The sequence below is a fragment of the Mesorhizobium sp. P3_A2 genome, from assembly GCF_056403115.1.
In genome coordinates this window covers 179216-198890 of the sequence record NZ_JBFUGC010000006.1, presented here as the reverse complement: position 1 = coordinate 198890, position 19675 = coordinate 179216, and the positions used below count along the sequence as shown (strand labels likewise).

Below are 19675 nucleotides of genomic sequence, written 5' to 3'. Positions count from 1 at the left end.
CGAACGAAGTGAGCGGGGTGGGGGTCGGCGCAGGGAAAACACTCTACGAGCACCCCCACCCCGATCCGCTGCGCGGATCGACCCTCCCCACAAGGGGGAGGGTAAGGCAAGCACCACTCTCAAGTAATCACGCTCGGCTTGTTGCGGCCGGTGTGGCTCTTGATGCCGGCAATGTCATCCGCCGCGGCAATCAGGTCGGCAAGCGCCTCTTGCGTGTCGAGATCGTGCCTTGTCCTGTCCGGCTCATAGCGCTCGATGTAGACGCGCAGTGTAGCGCCCGAAGTGCCGGTGCCGGAGAGGCGGAAGACGACGCGCGAGCCGCCTTCGAACAGGATGCGGATGCCCTGGTTCTTGCTCACCGAACCGTCGACAGGATCGTGATAGGCGAAGTCGTCGGCGTTGGCGATCTTCAGGCCGCGCACGCTGGTGCCAGGCAGCGAGGTCAGCTTGGCGCGCAACTCGTCGACCAGGGCATTGGCGCGCTCTGTCTCTACCTCTTCATAGTCATGGCGCGAATAATAGTTGCGGCCATAGGTCGCCCAGTGCTCGGTGACCACCTGCTTGGCGCTTTCGCCGCGCACCGCCAGGATGTTGAGCCACAACAGCACCGCCCACAGCCCGTCCTTTTCACGCACATGGTTGGAGCCGGTGCCGGCACTCTCCTCGCCGCAGATCGTTGCCCTGCCGGCATCGAGCAGATTGCCGAAGAACTTCCAGCCGGTGGGCGTCTCGTAGATGCCGATTCCGAGCTTTTCGGCGACGCGGTCGGCAGCGCCGCTGGTCGGCATCGAACGGGCGATGCCCTTGAGGCCGTCCTTGTAGCCCGGCGCCAGTTGCGCATTGGCGGCAAGCATCGCCACCGAATCCGAGGGGGTGACGAAGATGCCCTTGCCAATGATCAAATTGCGGTCGCCGTCACCATCGGAGGCGGCCCCGAAATCCGGCGCGTCCGGTCCCATCATCTCGTCATAGAGATGCTTGGCATGGACCAGATTGGGGTCGGGGTGATGCCCACCGAAATCCGGCAGCGGCTTGTAGTTGCGGCAGGTGCCGTTCTCCGCGCCAAGCCGGCGCTCGAGGATCTCCTTGGCATAGGGACCGGTGACCGCATGCATGGCATCGAAGCGCATGCGAAAGCCGTATTTGAAATTGGCTCGTATGGCGTCAAAGTCGAACAGGCTTTCCATCAGCTCGGCATAGTCGGTGACCGGATCGATCACCTCCACCGTCATGCCGCCGGCCTCGACGGTGCCGATCTTGTCGATGTCGATCTGGTCGATGTCGGCGGTCTTGAAGCTCGAAATCGTCTTGGTCTTTTCGAAGATCGCGTCGGTGAGCTTTTCCGGCGCCGGGCCGCCATTGCCGGCATTGTACTTGATGCCGAAATCCTCATGCGGGCCGCCCGGATTGTGGCTGGCCGACAGAATGATGCCGCCGAAGGTCTTGTATTTGCGGATGACATGCGAGGCGGCCGGCGTCGACAATATGCCACCCTGCCCGACCATCACCTTGCCGAAGCCGTTGGCGGCGGCCATGGCGATCGCCTTCTGGATGACCTCGGGGTTGTAGAAGCGGCCGTCGCCGCCGATCACCAGCGTCTTGCCCTTGAAGCCATCGAGCGCGTCGAAGATCGACTGGATGAAGTTCTCGGCATAGTGCTCCTGCTGGAAGACAGGGACCTTCTTGCGCAGGCCGGACGTGCCGGGTTTCTGGTCAAGATAGGGTTTGGTTGGAACGGTTCGGATCATGCTTCAGGCAACCCTTTTCGAAAGCAACAGGCGGTAGAGTTCAACGTATTTGTCGGCGCTCTTGTCCCAGGAGACATCGGCCTTCATGCCCTGGCGCTGGATCTGTTCCCAGACCGCTGGGCTCGCATGCGCGTCGACCAGTCGGCGGATGGCGTGCAGCATGGCGCCGCCATTGTTGGGCGCGAACTGGAAACCGGTGGCTACACCTGCCGAGATCGCGGCTTCGTTGGCGTCGATGATGGTGTCGGCAAGGCCGCCAGTGCGGGCGACGACCGGCACGCAGCCATAGCGCAGACCGTAGAGCTGGGTCAGCCCGCAGGGCTCGAAGCGCGACGGGATGACGATGGCGTCGCAGCCGCCCTGCATGATGTGGGACAAGCCCTCGTCGTAACCGACGACAACGCCGACGCGGCCGCGATGGCGGGCGGCGGCGGCGAGCAGTGCGCCTTCCAACCCGGCGTCGCCGGAGCCGAGGATCGCCAGCCGCGCGCCAGTGGCGGCGACCCCGTCGACCACCGCAGCCAATATGTCCATGCCCTTTTGCCAGGTCAGCCGGCTGATCACGCAGACAATCGGGCTGTCGTCGTGCTCCAGATTGAAACGGTCCTCGACAACCGCCCGATTGGGAAGGCGAGCCTTGAGCGTCTGCGCGGAATAGGCCGACACCAGATGCTTGTCGGTCTGGGGGTTCCAGATGTCGGTGTCGATGCCGTTGACGATGCCGTAGAGGTCCGAGGATCGCATGTTGATCAGGCCGTCGAGGCCCATGCCGAATTCGGGCGAGCGGATCTCCTGCGCGTAGGTCGGGCTGACCGTGGTGATCGCCCAGGCGGCCTGCAGGCCGGCCTTGAGGAAGCCGACGCCGCCGTAATATTCGACGCCGTCGAGCGCCATCGCCACTGCCGGCAGGCCGAGCTCGCCGAAGATGCCGGCACCGAACTGGCCCTGGAAGGCAAGGTTGTGCACGGTGATCAGCGACGGCACCCCCACCGCCTTGCCGTATCGCATATAGGCCAGCGTCATCGCCGACTGCCAGTCATGGGCGTGGACGAGATCGGGCTGGTAGCCGGAGATGGCGCCACCGGCGATGTCGCCTCCTACCTGGCTCAACGCCGCGAAGCGCCGCCAGTTGTCGGGCCAGTCGGCGCCGGCGGCGTTGCCGTAGGGGCCACCGGGACGATCGTAGAGATGTGGCGCGTCGAGCACGAACAGGTCGAGCCCGGCAATCTGCACGGCATGGACCGAAGCCTTGCCGCCCTGCAGCAGCGGGTACTGGTAGACGGCCTTCTTTTTCTTGAAGGCGTCCATCACCTGCGGAAAGCCGGGAATGAGCGTGCGCATCGTCATGCCCTTGGCGGCAAGGGCGATCGGCAGTGCGCCGGTCACGTCGGCAAGTCCGCCGGTCTTGATCAGCGGGAAGATTTCGGGCGTGACCGACAGAACCTGCATGCGTTTCTGATCCTGTCTAACTCTTTGTTTTGCGCAATTCCGGACGGAAAACCGTTTCACACTTTTCCTGGAATTGCTTCATAGCTTCAGCTTGTCGATCATATCCTGCGTGACCAGGCAGATGCCCTTTTCGGAAACGCGGAAGCGCTTGGCGTCGAGGGCGGGGTCTTCGCCAACCACCAACCCTTCCGGTATCCTTACACCGTGGTCGATGACGACACGCTTCAACTTTGCGTTCCGGCCGACATGAACGTCGGGCAGCATGACAACTTCTTCCAGCGTCGAATAGGAGTTGATGCGTGCGCCGGTGAAGATCAGGCTCTTCTTCAGCGAAGCGCCTGAGACAATGCAGTCGCCCGACACCAGCGAGGAGACAGCCGAACCGCGGCGGCCTTCCTCATCATGAACGAACTTTGCCGGCGGCTTCAATTCGGCATAGGTCCAGATCGGCCAGTCGCGGTCGTAGAGGTCAAGTTCCGGCGTCACGTCGGTCAGGTCGATATTGGCTTCCCAATAGGCGTCGACGGTGCCGACATCGCGCCAGTAGGCCTCGTTCTCGGCGGTCGAGCGCACGCAGGATTTGGCGAAGCGATGCGCGATCGCCTTACCGTGCTGGACGATGTAGGGGATGATGTCCTTGCCGAAGTCGCGGCTGGAGCCCGGCTCGGCCGCATCGCGGCGCAGCTGTTCCATCAGGAACTTGGTCTTGAAAACATAGATACCCATCGAGGCCAGGGCGAATTCCGGTTTGTCGGGAATGCCGGGCGGATCGGCGGGCTTTTCGACGAAGGCGATGATGTTGTCCTTGCCGTCGACATGCATGACGCCGAAGCCGGTCGCCTCCATGCGCGGCACTTCGAGGCAGCCGACGGTGACGTCGGCGTTGGCGTCGACGTGCTGGCGCAGCATCAGCTCGTAGTCCATCTTGTAGATGTGGTCGCCGGCGAGGATGACCATGTATTCGGGGCCATAGGCCTCGATGATGTCGATGTTCTGGTAGACGGCGTCGGCGGTGCCTTCATACCACTGGGTTTCCGAGACACGCTGGCTGGCCGGCAGGATGTCGAAGCTTTCGTTTCGCTCCGGCCGCAGGAAGTTCCAGCCGCGCTGCAGATGGCGGATCAGCGAATGCGCCTTGTATTGGGTGGCGACGCCGAGGCGGCGAATGCCGGAATTCAGCGCATTGGAAAGCGCGAAATCGATGATGCGCGTCTTGCCGCCGAAATAGACAGCGGGCTTGGCGCGTCGGTCGGTCAATTCCTTGAGCCGGCTGCCGCGGCCGCCGGCCAGCACATAGGCCATGGCATCGCGCGCCAGCGGCTGGGTTCTCTTCAAGTCTGCCATTTTTTACCCTCCCAAATTACCGGTCTGGAGCACGGCTCACTCCGCAACGAGTTGACGGATTTAGTCCGCAACGAGTTCAAGCATGATCGTCGACAGCGGCGGCAAAAGCATCGTTGCCGATATGCCTCCTCCCTCCGCCCTGGCTTCGACCACGCCGCCATTGCCCTTGCCCGAACCACCATAGTCCGAAGCGTCGGTGTTGATGATTTCGCGCCATTTGCCGACATTGGGCAACGGCACGCGATAATTGTCGCGTGGTACCGGCGTGAAGTTGGAAATAACGGCGATGGGATTGCCATCCGGCGCACTGCGCAGCCAGGCGAAGACCGAGTTTTCCTTGTCGTCGACGATCAGCCAGGAAAAGCCGTCCGGCTCGCAGTCGCGCGCATGCAGCGCCGGGCGCGAGCGGTAGAGATAGTTGAGGTCGCGCACCGTCTGCCAGACGCCGCGATGCGGGCGGAAGTCGAGCAGGTTCCAGTCGAGCGCGCGCGCCTCGCTCCATTCGCGGCGCTGGGCGAATTCCTGGCCCATGAACAACAGCTTCTTGCCGGGATAGCCCCACATGAAGGCGTAGAAAGCGCGCAAAGTCGCGAATTTCTGCCAGTCGTCACCGGCCATCTTGCCAAGCAGCGTGCCTTTGCCGTGCACGACTTCGTCGTGAGAGAGCGGCAGCACGAAATTCTCTGAAAAGGCGTAGGTCAGGCCGAAGGTCAGGTCGTTGTGATGGTGCTTGCGAAAGATCGGCTCCTTGGCGAAATACTCCAGCGTATCGTGCATGAAGCCCATGTTCCACTTGAAGCCGAAGCCCAGCCCGCCCTCATGCACCGGCGCCGAGACCTTCGGCCATGAGGTCGATTCCTCGGCGATGGTCATCACGCCGGGATGGTGACCGTAGAGCTCCTTGTTCATCTTCTGCAGGAAGGAGACCGCTTCGAGGTTCTCGCGGCCGCCCTTCTCGTTGGGGATCCACTCGCCGGCCTTGCGCGAGTAATCGAGGTACAGCATCGAGGCGACCGCATCGACGCGCAAACCGTCGACATGGTATTTCTCGGCCCAGAACAGCGCGTTGTTGACGAGGAACGACACCACCTCGCGGCGGCCGAAATTGTAGATCGCGGTGTTCCAGTCGGGATGGAAACCCTTGCGCGGATCGGCATGCTCGTAGAGCGCGGTGCCGTCGAAATTGGCCAGGCCATGCGCGTCGACCGGGAAATGTGCCGGCACCCAGTCGAGGATGACACCGACGCCGGCGCGGTGCGCACCGTCGACGAAACGGGCGAAGCCGTCCGGGTCGCCAAAGCGCGCCGATGGGGCATAAAGTCCGGTTGTCTGATAACCCCAGGACGGGTCATAGGGATGTTCGGAGATCGGCAGGAATTCGATGTGGGTGAAGCCGGTTTCGACGGCATAGGGGATCAGCTGGTCGGCGAGTTCGTCCCATGACAGGAAGCTGCCGTCGTCGTGCTGCTGCCACGAACCGGCATGGACCTCATAGATCGATATGGCTTCGCGCCGGGGATCGGCCTTGCGCCAGTAGCTGCGGTGCGCATCGTCGCCCCATTCATGCGCCGGCGGCACCGCCGTCACCGAAGCGGTGGCCGGGCGCAGTTCGGATTTGAAGGCGAACGGATCGGCTTTGAGCGGCAGGCGTACGCCATCGGGAGCGATGATCTCGTATTTGTAGGGCCGTCCGGCGCCGATGTCGGGAATGAACAATTCCCAGATGCCGGTGTCGCGGCGGTCGCGCATCGTGTGCCGGCGGCCGTCCCATTCGTTGAAATCGCCTACGACCGATACACGCCGCGCATTGGGCGCCCAGACGGCGAAATGCACGCCCGACGCGCCTTCATGGTCGATGAGATGGGCGCCGAGCTTGTCGAACAGCCTGAGATGAGATCCTTGGGCGATATAATAGTCATCCATCGGGCCGAGCACCGGGCCGAAGGAATAGGGATCGGTCAGCCACCAGTCGCCGCCGGCATTTTTGGCGTGATAGCGCAGCGGCTGGCGTTTGCGGATCGAAACCTTGCCCTCGAAGAAACCGGCATCGTCGCGGCGTGAGAGTTCGCCAACCTCCTTGCCGGTCAACGTATAGGCGGTGACGAACTCGGCATTGGGCACGAAGCAGCGGGCGACGAAAGCCTTGCCGGCTTCATGCACGCCCAGGATTGCAAAAGGATCGCCATGCGTGCCGGCAACAATCGCCGCGACATCGCCGGCTGGTGCCAGCCCGTCCGGCCCGCTTGTCGCAGCGGTCACGCGCGGTTTCCTCATCAGCCGATTTCCCTCCCGGGGAGCCAGTTCTTGTTCTTGTGCACAAGACCCATTGTTCGTGGTCTCATGCAATCATATCAGGCGGGTACGTTCCAGATTTCTTTCGCATATTGGCGGATCGTGCGATCGGAAGAGAACCAGCCGACGCGGGCAACGTTGCGGATTGCGCGTGCATACCAGTCGGGACTGTTGCGCCAGACGGCGTCGACATCGCGCTGGGTAGCGGCATAGGCGTCGAAATCGGCCGCAACCATGAACCAGTCGGTGTTGTAGAGACCGTCGATCAGCTCGCGGTAGCGGTCCGGCTGGTCGGGCGAGAACACGCCCGACGAGACGGCGGCGACAGCCTGCGCCAGTTCCGGCGATCCTTCGATCACGGCGCGCGGGTTGTAGCCATTGTTGCGCCGCTCGGCGACTTCGGCCGTGGTCAGGCCGAAGATGAAGATGTTGTCGTCGCCGACGCACTCCTTGATCTCGACATTGGCGCCGTCGAGCGTGCCGATGGTCAAGGCGCCGTTCAGCGCGAACTTCATGTTGCCGGTGCCCGACGCTTCCATGCCGGCGGTCGAGATCTGTTCGGACAGGTCGGCGGCCGGCATCAGCACTTCGGCCAGGCTGACATTGTAGTTCGGCACGAACACCACTTTCAGCAGGCCGCGTACCGACGGGTCGCTGTTGATGACCTTGGCGACGTCATTGGCCAGTTTGATGATCAGCTTGGCGTTGTGGTAGCTCGGCGCCGCCTTGCCGCCGAAGAATTTCACGCGCGGCATCCAGTCCCGTTCGGGATGCGAGCGGATCTGGTCGTAGAGCGCGATCGCCTCCAGGATGTTGAGCAACTGGCGCTTGTATTCGTGGATGCGCTTGACCTGGATGTCGAACAGCGCCGACGGATCGAGCTTGATGCCGAGCCGGTCGGCGACGAGATTGGCGAGCTTGACCTTGTTGGAGCGCTTGACGGCGGCGAACTTGTCGCGGAAAGCCGCGTCGTCGGCAAAGGCATCGAGCCCCTTGATGGCGTCGATATTGTCGAGGAAGCGGTCGCCGATCGCCTCACGGGTAAGCGCGGTGAGGCCTGGATTGCACTGGATCAGCCAGCGCCGCGGCGTGATACCGTTGGTCTTGTTGTTGATGCGGTCGGGATAGAGCTTGTGGAGATCGGCAAACACCGTCTCCTTCATCAGTTCGGTGTGCAGCGCCGACACGCCGTTAATCGAGTGCGAGCCGACAAAGGCGAGGTTGCCCATGCGCACGCGGCGGTCACCGGCCTCCTGGATCAGCGAGATGCGGCTGATCTGCTCGCCCGAGAACTGGTTGGTGGCGCGGGCTTCGAGCAGCACCTGTGCATTGATGGCGTAGACGATCTGCATGTGGCGCGGCAAAAGCCGCTCGAACAGCGGCACCGGCCAGCTTTCCAGCGCCTCGGGCAGCAGCGTGTGGTTGGTGTAGCCGAAGGTGCGCTTGGTGATGTCCCAGGCCTGGTCGAAATCCATGCCGTGGACGTCCATCAGCAGGCGCATCAGCTCCGCCACGGCAATCGCCGGATGGGTGTCGTTGAGATGGATCGCCGCCTTGTCGGGCAGCGAGACAAGATCACCATACTGGCTGAGATGGCGCTGGACGATGTCCTGCAGCGAGGCGGTGGAGAAGAAATACTCCTGGCGGAGCCTGAGTTCCTGGCCGGCCTTGTGGGAATCGGCGGGATAGAGCACGCGCGACAAGGCATCGGCCTTGTTGCTTTCGGCAAGCGCGCCGATGTGGTCGCCGGCGTTGAACTTGTCGAGCAGGATCGGATCGATCGGCATCCCGGACCACAGCCGCAGCGTGTTGACACGGTTGGCCCGCCAGCCGACCACCGGCGTGTCGTAGGCGACGGCCTGGACATGCTCGGTCGGCTTCCAGACGTGGCGTTCGAGCCTTCCGTCCTTGGAGGTGATCGATTCCACCGAACCGCCGAAGCCGACCTCGAAGGCGCGCTCGCGGCGCTCGAACTCCCAGGGGTTGCCGTGGTCGAGCCAGGTCTCGGGCAGTTCGACCTGCCAGCCGTCATGGATTTCCTGGCGGAACATGCCGTTGGCGTAGCGTATGCCGTAGCCATGCGCGGGAATGTCGACGGTGGCCATGCTTTCCATGAAGCAGGCGGCGAGCCGACCGAGGCCGCCATTGCCGAGCGCGGCGTCCGGTTCGAGCCCGGCGATGAGGTCGAGATCGACGCCCAGCGACTTCAGCGCTTCGCGCATATTGTCCATAAGGCCGAGATTGGAGAAGGCATCGCGCATCAGCCGGCCGATGAGGAATTCGAGCGACAGATAATAGACGCGCTTTTCCTGCTGGGCGTAGGCCTCCTGCGTCGCCTGCATCCAGTGATCGACGATGCGGTCGCGTACGACCTTGATCGAGGCTGTCAGCCAATCATATTGGGTGGCGACGGAGGTGCCCTTGCCGACCCGGTATTTAAGGGCCGACAGCACTTCGTCGGCGAGCGTCTTGGGATCGGGGATTTCGAGAACAGGAGCTTTGGCTGTCATTGTTCGCGTCATACTGCCTCTCGTGATCGTGCTGCGATCATACCGGCTTTCGCTGTCAGTCCCAGCCCATCCTAGTGCATCGCAACATACATTCAATCGATTTAGATCGGTATGCCGCCGGTTGCCCCTGCGGCAATTTATCCGCAGAGCGGATCAGGCCGCGAGCGCCGCTTCCGGCGGAACCTTGGCTCCGGTCATGAAAGCCACGGCATCCGACATCGTATATTGCTTGGGATCGATGACGCAGAGGCGACGTCCGAGCCGATGGATATGGATACGGTCGGCGACCTCGAAGACATGCGGCATGTTGTGCGAAATCAGCACGATCGGCAGGCCGCGTTTCTTGACGTCGAGGATCAGTTCGAGCACGCGGCGGCTCTCCTTGACGCCAAGTGCTGCAGTTGGCTCGTCCATGATCACCACGCGGCTGCCGAAAGCGGCGGCGCGCGCCACCGCCACACCCTGACGCTGGCCGCCTGACAGCGTTTCCACCGCCTGGCTGATGTTCTGGATGGTCATCAGGCCAAGTTCGGTGAGCTTGTCGCGGGCGCGCTTTTCCATCGCCGGCCGGTCGAGCATGCGCAGCCAGTTGCCGAGGAAGCCGGGTTTGCGGATCTCGCGGCCGAGGAACATGTTGTCGGCGATGGACAGCGCCGGCGACAAAGCCAGGTTCTGGTAGACCGTCTCGATGCCGGCTTCGCGCGCCTCCATCGGCGATTTGAAGGAAACGGCCTTGCCTTCAAGCCGGATCTCGCCTTCGTCAGGTACGGCGGCACCGGAAATCGCCTTGATCAGCGATGACTTGCCGGCGCCATTGTCACCGATGACGGCCAGGATTTCGCCCGGGTAGAGATCGAAGTCGGCACTATCGAGGGCGGTGACGCGGCCGTAGCGCTTGATCAGGCCGCGCGCGGTGAGGATGGGTTCCTGGGTCATGATTATGCCGAAACCTTTCTGATCCATTGGTCGATGGCCACGGCGCCGATGATCAGCACACCGGTCAGCAGCACCTTCCACTGCGGATCGGCGCCCAGCATGTTGAGGCCCATCGAGACGACACCGACGATCATCGCGCCGAAAAGCGTGCCGAGGATTGAGCCGCGTCCGCCGAAGAGTGAAATACCGCCGATCACCGTCGCGGTGATCGCCTGCAGATTGTAGTCGGTGACGGCGGCTGACGGCGAGATCGAGCCATTGCGGCCGATGGAGACCCAGGCCGCAAAAGCGGCGATCAACCCCGCAAGGGTGTAGACCGTCACCAACACCTTCTTGGTCTGGATGCCAGAGAGCTTCGCTGCCTCCTGATCATCGCCAACGGCGTAGACATGGCGGCCCCATGCGGTGTGGTTGAGCACGTACCAAAGGACCAAAACAAGCACGACCGTGGCGATGACGCCGAGTGTCAGCACCGCCGTCCCGATCTTGAAGCTCAGGGCAAAGAGATGCAGCAGCGGCGCCTGGGTGTCGACGTCGGTGTCACGGATCGTCTCGTTGGCCGAATAGATGAAGTTCGTCGCCATGACAATATTCCAGGTGCCGAGCGTGACGATGAACGGCGGCAGCTTCATGTAGGCGACCAGCAGGCCGTTGAGCAGGCCGCAGGCCGCGCCGGCGGCAAGCCCGATGGGCACCGCGAGCACGGCCGGCATGCCGTAGCTGACCGCGCAATTGCCCATAATCACGGCCGAGATCACCATGATCACGCCGATCGACAGGTCGATGCCAGCGGTCAGGATGACCAATGTCTGCGCGGCACCGAGGATGCCGACGATGGCGATCTGCTGCAGGATCAACGTCAGCGTGTAGGATGAAAAGAAACGTCCGCCGATGGCGATGCCGAAAATGATGATCGACAGGACCAGCACAATCAGCGGCACCGCCGCCGGCGTGGAGTGCAGGAAATGCTGGATGCGCTTGACGGCCGATTTGTGCTCGTCAAAGGCGGCAACGCTTGTGTCGCTGCTCGAGAGAACTTTTTCGAATTCCTGAGCCTGAGCCATGTTTCCTCTCCCCTGGGCTTCGGCTCCATGCCGACACCCGCTCGCGCCTGTCCGGTCTGCTGCCGGGATTGTTCGCGTTTACAGTGACGCATCGTCCACCCGAAGCGGCCGGGGATCAAGCCCCCCGGCCGTCAGGTTCTTGCGGGCTGTTAGGCAGCCTTCAGCCCCAGCACTTGGCGAGGCCTTCCTTGGTGTCGATCGACTTGACGCCATTGGCCGGCTTGTCGGTAACGAGGTTGACGCCGGTATCGAAGAAGTTCTTGCCTTCGGTCGGCTTCGGCTTGGTGCCGTCCTTGGCGAAAGCCGCGATCGCCTCGATGCCGAGTGCCGCCATCTGCAGCGGATATTGCTGCGAGGTGGCGCCGATGACGCCTTCGGTCACCGACTTCACGCCGGGGCAGCCGCCGTCGACCGAGACGATCAGCACCTGACTTTCGAGACCGACAGCCTTGAGCGCCTGGTAGGCGCCGACCGCGGCGGGCTCGTTGATGGTGTGGATGACGTTGATGGTGTTGTCCTTCTGCAGAAGGTTCTCCATCGCCTTGCGGCCACCCTCTTCGTTGCCGTTCGTCACGTCATGGCCGACGATGCGTGCATCGTCCTCGTCGCCGATCTTGTTGGGATCCTTCACATCGATGCCGAAGCCCATCATGAAGCCCTGGTCGCGCAACACGTCCACGGTCGGCTGCGAGGGCGTCAGGTCGAGGAAGCCGATCTTGGCGTCCTTGGCCTTGTCGCCGAGGGTGGCGGCAGCCCAGGCGCCGATCAGCTTGCCGGCTTCCAGATTGTCCGTGGCGAAGGTCGCATCGGCGGCATCGATCGGGTCAAGCGGGGTGTCGAGCGCGATCACCAGCAGGCCGGCGTCACGCGCCTTCTTCACCGTCGGTACAATGCCCTGGGTGTCGGACGCGGTGATCAGGATGCCCTTGGCGCCGTCGGCGATGCAGCTTTCGATCGCCGCCACCTGGCTTTCGCTGTCGCCGTCGATCTTGCCGGCATAGGTCTTGAGGTCGACGCCAAGTTCCTTGGCCTTGGCGGTCGCGCCCTCCTTCATCTTGACGAAGAAGGGGTTGGTGTCGGTCTTGGTGATCAGGCAGGCGCCGACGCCGGCGGCAGATGCCGTAGAGGCAAACGCCATCAGGCCGAGGCCAGCCGCGGCGAACACGGTGGACTTCAATAATGCTTTGGTCACGATCTTCCTCCCATGGAACCATGCGGATGCCGCCAACCGGCATCTCGAGCGCATCCACTGAAGTTCTCCCAGTGTGGACGCGCCCTCAAAAGACACCAGTCGGCCGGGGCTGTCAATAATTAAATCACTCTTATTTATTATTGACAGCATTGCATGGTTCACTCATTCTGCCGCAAAAGCAGTGAGAATAAACCGAGGGAAGGAACAAGGGTGGAGACCGGCATTGCGAGGCACGGTTCGCCCGAGGCGGCCGCCAGCCGTCTCCACCGTGGCACCAACCAGAGCGGCATGCGCGACCACAATGAGCGGCTGGTGCTGTCGTTGGTGCGCCAGCATGGCAGCCTGGCCAAATCAGACATTGCGCGCATGACCGGCCTGTCGGCGCAGACCGTGTCGGTCATCATGCGCGAGCTGGAAGAAGACAGCCTGCTGGTGCGCCAGGCGCCGTTGCGCGGCAAGATCGGCCAGCCCTCCATCCCGATGGCGCTGAACCCCGAAGGCGCCTTCTTCATCGGCCTCAAAATCGGCCGCCGCAGCGCCGAACTGGTGCTGATCGATTTCCTTGGGCATGTGCGCTCGATGCTGCAGCACTCCTACCGCTATCCGGCGCCACGCGAGACGGTGGAGTTCGTTACATCGGGCATGAAGACGATGCGCGCCGAGCTGACACCGGCGCAGGACAAGCGCATTGCCGGGCTCGGCATCGCCATGCCGTTCGAACTGTGGAACTGGGCCGATACGGCGGGTGCACCGCGCGACATCATGGACGAATGGCGCCATCGCGACATCCGCGCCGACATCCAGTCGCAATGCGAATTCCCGGTCTATCTGCAGAACGACGCGACGTCAGCCTGTGGCGCCGAACTGGTGTTCGGCCAAACCGGCGGCGTGCGCGACTTCGTCTATTTCTACATCGGCGCCTTTGCCGGCGGCGGCATCGTGCTCAACGGCCGGCTGTTCGGCGGGCCAACCGGCAATGCCGGGGCGCTGGGCTCGATGCCGGTGCCGGGACCGGACGGCAAGCCGACGCAGCTCATCGACGTCGCCTCGATCGCCATGCTGGAAAAGGCGCTCAGCGCGCGCGGCATCGACGGCTCCTATCTCTGGACGTCACCGCAGGAATGGGGCGACATCGGCGCCGATTTGGACGACTGGATCGCCAGCGCCTCGCGGGCGCTTGCGTACGCCATTGTCGCAGCGTCCTCGGTGATCGATTTCGAGGCCGCGGTGATCGACGGCTGGATGCCGCTCGCGGTACGGCGTCGCCTCGTCGATGCCGTCAGGCAGACGATCGGCACGATCGACGGTGAAGGCCTGAAGCTGCCGGACGTGCGCGAAGGCACCGTCGGCATCCATGCCCGCGCGCTGGGTGGCGCCAGCCTGCCGCTGTCCGAACGCTTCCTCATCGGTTCGACCACGATTTCCAGGAGCACCTGAATGCTGATCGGTATTCCGTCGCTGCTCGGTCCGGAGCTTCTGGCGACCTTGCGCGCCATGGGCCATGGCGACGAAATCGCGCTCGTCGACGGCAATTACCCGGCGGAGGAACAGGCAAACCGGCTGGTTCGAGCTGACGGTCATCACCTGATACCAGTGCTCGACGCCATTTTGAGCGTGCTGCCGGTGGACGACTTCGTGCCGGAAGCGCTGTTTCGTGCCTCGGTCAAAGGCGATCCCTCGGTTGCCGATCCGGTCCACCGCGAGATCGAGGCGATCTGCACCAAGCGTGCTCCGGGCCGCAAGGTGGTTGCGCTGGCCGGCGCCGACTTCTATGCACGCGTCCGGTCGGCGTATGCGATCGTCGCGACCGGTGAACCTAGGCTCTACGCCAACATCATCATCCGCAAAGGCGTGATCTATCCGCCGGAAAGTCCTAAGGCATGATCCTCTGCTGCGGCGAAGCCCTGATCGATATGCTGCCGCGCACCACGACGCTGGGCGAGCCGGCCTTTGCGCCCTATGTCGGCGGCGCGGTGTTCAACACGGCGATCGCGCTTGGCCGCCTCGGCGCGCCCGCCGGCTTCTTTTCCGGCCTGTCGTCGGATCTGTTCGGCGGCCAGTTCCGCGAGGCGCTGGGGGCAAGCAAGGTCAGCTCCACCTATGCGCACACCTCCCCTCGCCCCACCACGCTGGCCTTCGTGCGGCTCACCAACGGTCAGGCGACCTACACTTTCTACGACGAGAACACCGCCGGGCGGATGCTGACCATCGAAGACCTACCGGAACTCGGCGCCGAGATCGAAGCCATGCTGTTTGGCGCCATCAGCCTGATCTCGGACCCGGCGGGTGCTGCCTACGAGGAATTCATGAAGCGCGAGCACCAGCGCCGCGTCATGATGCTCGATCCCAACATCCGGCCGAACTTCATCCCCGACAAGGCCAGGCATCTGCGTCGCATCCGCTCGATGATGGCGATGGCCGACATCGTGAAATTGTCGGATGAGGATCTGCACTGGTTCGGCGAGGCCGGATCGCATGAGGATGTCATCCGCAACTGGCTGGACCGCGGGCCGAAGCTGATCGTCGTCACCCATGGCAGCGAGGGTGCTGTCGGCTACAGCCGCGAGCACAAGGTCACCGTAATGCCGCAAAAGGTGGAGGTGGTTGACACGGTCGGCGCCGGCGACACTTTCAATGCCGGCATTCTGGCCTCGTTGCACGAGCAAGGCCTGCTCACCAAGGCTGAGATGGGCGGCCTTTCCGAGGACGCCATCCGCCAGGCGCTGGCGCTCGGTTCCAAGGCGGCGGCGGTGACGGTGTCACGAGCCGGCGCCAATCCGCCCTGGCGGCATGAAATCGCCTGATCCACGTTTTATCCGGCCGCTAGCCGCCCTGAGAGCCGATCACTTTATGTTTCCGCGAGCCGGAAAGACGCGATAAATTGGCCACGTCACGTCCTGGAAAGCCCGGATTTCCGGCATGTTGCTGCAGCGCGGCAAAAACCTGAGGTAACAGGCTGCGACACCTCGGCTGCCGGCCGCCTGGCCGGTCCGGCTTTCTCGACCGGCCCAACTCTGGTACCAGCGGGCCGGTTAAGTTGTTGTTTCTGCGCGTATCGTGGTCCCCTGGGCCGAGCGCATTACCGTTTTGAGGCCGACATGCAGTTCATCGATCTTGGCGCGCAGCGCGAACGTATCCGCGACCGGCTGAAGGCCGCGATCGACAATGTCGTCGAGGAAGGCCGCTACATCCTCGGGCCGCAGGTAACCGAATTCGAAAACAAGCTCGCCGCCTATGTCGGCACCAAGCATGTCGTGGCCTGCGCCAACGGCACCGACGCGCTGCTGCTGCCGCTGTTTGCCGCCGGCATCGGCCCGGGCGACGCGGTGTTCGTGCCGAGCTTCACCTTCGCCGCGACGGCGGAAGTGGTGGCGCTGGCCAAGGCCGAGCCGGTGTTCGTCGATGTCGACGCCGAGACCTACAACATCGACATCGCCAGTCTCGAGGCGGCGATCGCGATGATCAAGAAGGAAGGCCGGCTGAAGCCGAAGGCGATCATTCCTGTCGATTTGTTCGGACTTGCCGCCGACTACGATGCGATCATGGCGATCGCCAAGCGCGAAGGGCTGCTGGTGATCGAGGATGCGGCGCAGTCGATCGGCGGCTCAGCCGACGGCACAATGTGCGGCGCCTTTGGCCATGTCGGCTCGACCAGCTTCTATCCGGCAAAGCCGCTCGGCTGCTACGGCGATGGCGGCGCGATGTTCACCAATGACGATGCGCTGGCCGACCAGCTCAGATCGTTTGCCTTCCACGGCAAGGGCGAAACGCAGTACGACAATGTTCGCGTCGGCATCAATTCACGCCTCGACACGATCCAAGCGGCGATCCTGATCGAAAAGCTTGCCATCCTCGAAGACGAGATGGTCGCCCGCCAGGCGGTGGCCAAGCGCTATGCCGAAGGTCTCGGCGACATCGTCAAGGCGTCACGCAATCTGGGTGGCGGCCGCTCGGCCTGGGCGCAATACGCCATCCAAACGCCGAAGCGCGACGGCTTGAGGGCGCATCTGGGCGAAAAGGGCATCCCGTCAGTGATCTATTATGTGAAGCCGCTGCACGAGCAGGTCGCCTACCGCGACTATCCGCGCACGCCGACCGGCCTTGCCGTGTCGGAGGACCTGCCGAAGCGTATCCTGTGCCTGCCGATGCACCCCTATCTCGGCGAAGCCGACCAGGACCGCATCATCGAGACGATCCGCAATTATATCGGCTCGAACTCGGCGCATGTAGCGGCGGCGTAGGACTAGATGATCTCCCCCCTCGAGGGGGGAGATGTCGCCGAAGGCGACAGAGGGGGTCGGTTCGACCGGGCTCGGCCTCCTTACTACAGAAAGAGGTTGGCGCTTCACGCGCGGCGACCCCCTCTGGCCTGCCGGCCATCTCCCGCTCAAGGGGGGAGATTACGCGTTTGCATCCGCTGCCTTCCCGCTCGCGATAAAATGCGGGTTGGCAAAATCCTCGTCGTCGCTCTGCTCGCGCTTGCCATAGGTGAGCGGGTCGCCGTCCAGCGTGCGCGTCATGCCGCCGGCGGCGCGCAGCACGGCGTCGCCGGCCGCGGTGTCCCATTCCATGGTGCGGCCGAAGCGCGGATAGATGTCGGCTTCGGCGGCGGCGAGCAGGCAGAATTTCAGCGATGAGCCGACCGAGACGATCTCGGCGGCGCCGAGGTCCCTGATGAAGGCTTCGGTCTCCCGCGTGTTGTGCGAGCGGCTGGCCACGACGGCGAGCGGCGTCACCGCCGTCCTGACCGAAATACGCCGCCGGCCGACGATCCGGTAATCGTCGTCGACTTCGATTGCTTCCGCCCTGCCCGGCCGTCCCGAAAAGAAGCGGCCGCTGCACGGCGCGAAGACGACGCCGACTTCCGGCACCCCGTCGCGGATGAGCGCGATGTTGACGGTGAAATCGGTCCTGCGGTTGACGAATTCCTTGGTGCCGTCGAGCGGATCGATCAGGAAGAAGGCGCCATCGAGATCAGGCGGCACAATGCCGGCGGCGACCTCTTCCTCGGCCACGCAGGGAATGTCGGGATAAGCCGCACGCAGGCCGGCAAGGATGATCGTCTCGCTCTCGCGGTCAGCTTCCGTCACCGGCGAGGCATCGGACTTGCTGTCGACCGCGCAACCGGCCTTGAAGACCCGCATCACCTCGCGTCCTGCTTCGAGCGCCAGGCGCTCGAATACGGCCAGCATCACCTCGTCGTCAGATGCCGCCGCCGGCTTCGTATTGGTCTTCAGCAATGTCGCGCTCGTTCAGCCAGTGTTCCAGAGCCTCTACCATCTCCTCGGCCGTCTTGCCGAGTGTCTTAAGATGGATTTCCGGTTTTTCCGGGGCTTCATACGGTGAATCGACGCCGGTGAAGTTCTTGATCTCGCCATTCAGCGCCCGCGCGTAAAGGCCCTTCGGGTCGCGCCTGGCGCATTCCTCGAACGGCGTGTCGACGAACACCTCGACGAATTCGCCATCGGCCATCAGTTCGCGCGCCATGCGGCGCTCGGCGCTGAACGGCGAAATGAAGGAGACGATGACGATCAGCCCGGCATCGGCCATCAGCTTGGCCACTTCGGCGACGCGGCGGATGTTTTCGACGCGGTCGGCATCGGTGAAGCCGAGATCGCGGTTGAGGCCGTGGCGGACATTGTCGCCGTCGAGAATGTAGGTGTGGCGTCCCGAGGCGAACAGCTTCTTCTCGAGCAAATTGGCGATGGTCGACTTGCCCGAGCCGGAAAGCCCGGTGAACCAGAACACGGCAGGGCGCTGGCCTTTCAGGTCGGAGCGGCCGCGCTTGCCGACATCGAGCGACTGCCAGTGGATGTTTTCGGCGCGGCGCAACGTATGCAGGATCATGCCGGCGCCGACGGTGGCGTTGGTGATACGGTCGATCAGGATGAAAGCGCCGGTGGTGCGGTTGTCGGCGAAGGTGTCGAAGGCGATCGGCGCGCGGGTCGAGATGTTGCAGATGCCGACTTCGTTCATGTCGAGCGACTTTGCCGCCTCGCGGGCAAAGTCGTTGACGTTGACGCGGTATTTTAGGTCGGTGACGGTGGCGCTGGTCTGGTCGGTCTCGGTGCGCAGGATGTAGGAGCGGCCCGGCAGCAGCGCTGCCTCGTCGAACCAGACGATGTTGGCGGCGAATTGATCGGCGACCTGCGGCCGTGCCGCGGGCGACACCAGCAAGTTGCCTCTGGAGACCTCGACCTCGTCGTCGAGCACAAGGGTGATGGCCTGGCCGGCGACGGCCTGGGCGAGATCGCCGCCGTGCGCGACGATGCGCTTGACCCGCGAGGCCTTGCCGGATTTTGCGACGACCACCTCGTCGCCCTGCGCAACCTGACCGGACGCGATGGTGCCGGCAAAGCCGCGGAAGTCGAGATTGGGTCGGTTGACATACTGCACCGGAAACCGGAACGGCAATTCGACGGCGGCCTCGTCGACCGACACGGTTTCGAGATGCTCGATCAGCGACGGGCCGGAATACCACGCCGTCTTGTCGGAGCGGCTGGTGACGTTGTCGCCATAGCGGGCCGACATCGGGATCGGCACGATCGTCTGGAAGCCGAGCTCATGCGAGAACTGGCGGTAGTCCTCGACGATGCGATCGAACACCGCCTGGTCGAAATCGACGAGATCGATCTTGTTGACGGCCAGCACGATGTGGCGGATGCCGAGCAGCGAGGCGATGATCGAGTGGCGCCGGGTCTGGCGCAGCACACCCTGGCGCGCATCGATGAGCACGATGGCGAGATCGGCGGTCGAGGCGCCGGTCGCCATGTTGCGGGTGTATTGTTCGTGGCCGGGCGTGTCGGCGACGATGAACTTGCGCTTGGGCGTGGCGAAGAAGCGGTAGGCGACGTCGATGGTGATGCCTTGCTCGCGCTCGGCCTCGAGGCCGTCGACCAGAAGCGCGAAGTCGATGTCGTCGCCGGTGGTGCCGTGCTTGCGCGAATCGCGTTCGAGCGCGGCGAGCTGATCCTCGAAGATCTGCTTGGTGTCGGACAGAAGGCGGCCGATCAGCGTCGACTTGCCGTCGTCGACCGAGCCGCAGGTGAGGAAGCGCAGCAGCGACTTCTTCTCCTGTGCCGCCATGTATTCGCGGATGCCATCGGTGGGGGCGAGGCTCTTGGCCAGGATGTGGCGCAT

Annotated in this window: 14 protein-coding genes; 4 read left to right on the top strand and 10 right to left on the bottom strand. The window is 63.4% G+C overall.

All coding sequences use genetic code 11. The features are described 5' to 3' along the window. Positions 1–119: 119 nt before the first annotated feature. The 8 genes from AC1DXM_RS16030 to AC1DXM_RS15995 all read right to left on the bottom strand — a co-directional run bounded on the left by AC1DXM_RS16030 (position 120) and on the right by AC1DXM_RS15995 (position 12481). On the bottom strand, positions 120–1748 hold the full coding sequence (locus tag AC1DXM_RS16030) for an alpha-D-glucose phosphate-specific phosphoglucomutase (protein WP_477234085.1): 1629 nt from the start codon (positions 1746–1748) through the stop codon (positions 120–122). A gap of 3 nt (positions 1749–1751) precedes the next feature. Then, a complete protein-coding gene (gene glgA, locus AC1DXM_RS16025; protein ID WP_477234083.1) occupies positions 1752–3197 on the bottom strand; it encodes a glycogen synthase GlgA in 1446 nt (481 codons plus the stop codon). Between the two features lie 78 nt (positions 3198–3275). Next, positions 3276–4541: a glucose-1-phosphate adenylyltransferase gene (glgC, locus tag AC1DXM_RS16020; RefSeq protein WP_192256465.1), complete on the bottom strand. Its 1266-nt coding sequence runs from the start codon at positions 4539–4541 to the stop codon at positions 3276–3278. A gap of 60 nt (positions 4542–4601) precedes the next feature. Continuing rightward, positions 4602–6815 carry a 1,4-alpha-glucan branching protein GlgB gene (gene glgB, locus AC1DXM_RS16015; RefSeq protein WP_477234081.1) on the bottom strand — a complete coding sequence of 738 codons (2214 nt, stop codon included), beginning with the start codon at positions 6813–6815 and terminating at the stop codon, positions 4602–4604. A 77-nt stretch (positions 6816–6892) separates the two neighbouring features. Next, the gene (locus AC1DXM_RS16010; RefSeq protein ID WP_477234079.1) at positions 6893–9355 is read right to left on the bottom strand and encodes a glycogen/starch/alpha-glucan phosphorylase; all 2463 of its coding nucleotides are present in this window, start codon (positions 9353–9355) and stop codon (positions 6893–6895) included. 141 nt (positions 9356–9496) lie between these two features. Beyond that, complete coding sequence (locus tag AC1DXM_RS16005; RefSeq protein WP_477234078.1) at positions 9497–10279, bottom strand: ATP-binding cassette domain-containing protein; 783 nt, start codon at positions 10277–10279, stop codon at positions 9497–9499. Positions 10280–10281: 2 nt separating this feature from the next. Further along, positions 10282–11343 carry an ABC transporter permease gene (locus tag AC1DXM_RS16000; protein ID WP_477234076.1) on the bottom strand — a complete coding sequence of 354 codons (1062 nt, stop codon included), beginning with the start codon at positions 11341–11343 and terminating at the stop codon, positions 10282–10284. Between the two features lie 160 nt (positions 11344–11503). Further along, positions 11504–12481 carry a substrate-binding domain-containing protein gene (locus AC1DXM_RS15995; protein WP_477234371.1) on the bottom strand — a complete coding sequence of 326 codons (978 nt, stop codon included), beginning with the start codon at positions 12479–12481 and terminating at the stop codon, positions 11504–11506. 264 nt (positions 12482–12745) lie between these two features. On the opposite strand from AC1DXM_RS15995, the gene AC1DXM_RS15990 reads away from it, so the two are divergent. The 4 genes from AC1DXM_RS15990 (at position 12746) to AC1DXM_RS15975 (ending at position 16776) form a co-directional block, all read left to right on the top strand. Beyond that, positions 12746–13972 carry an ROK family transcriptional regulator gene (locus tag AC1DXM_RS15990; RefSeq protein ID WP_203278002.1) on the top strand — a complete coding sequence of 409 codons (1227 nt, stop codon included), beginning with the start codon at positions 12746–12748 and terminating at the stop codon, positions 13970–13972. Then, positions 13973–14419 carry an RbsD/FucU family protein gene (locus AC1DXM_RS15985; protein ID WP_477234074.1) on the top strand — a complete coding sequence of 149 codons (447 nt, stop codon included), beginning with the start codon at positions 13973–13975 and terminating at the stop codon, positions 14417–14419. It abuts the gene before it with no gap. Then, positions 14416–15339: a carbohydrate kinase family protein gene (locus AC1DXM_RS15980; RefSeq protein WP_477234072.1), complete on the top strand. Its 924-nt coding sequence runs from the start codon at positions 14416–14418 to the stop codon at positions 15337–15339. The genes AC1DXM_RS15985 and AC1DXM_RS15980 overlap by 4 nt, the downstream gene beginning before the upstream one ends. A 294-nt stretch (positions 15340–15633) precedes the next feature. Beyond that, positions 15634–16776: a DegT/DnrJ/EryC1/StrS family aminotransferase gene (locus AC1DXM_RS15975; protein ID WP_477234070.1), complete on the top strand. Its 1143-nt coding sequence runs from the start codon at positions 15634–15636 to the stop codon at positions 16774–16776. Positions 16777–16935: 159 nt separating this feature from the next. Here the strand turns inward: AC1DXM_RS15975 and cysQ are convergent, their stop codons facing one another. Together cysQ and cysN are read right to left on the bottom strand one after the other, a co-directional pair. Next, positions 16936–17727, bottom strand: coding sequence for a 3'(2'),5'-bisphosphate nucleotidase CysQ (cysQ, locus tag AC1DXM_RS15970; RefSeq protein ID WP_477234369.1), 792 nt, complete (start codon positions 17725–17727; stop codon positions 16936–16938). 10 nt (positions 17728–17737) lie between these two features. Then, positions 17738–19675, bottom strand: coding sequence for a sulfate adenylyltransferase subunit CysN (gene cysN, locus AC1DXM_RS15965; RefSeq protein ID WP_477234068.1), 1938 nt, complete (start codon positions 19673–19675; stop codon positions 17738–17740).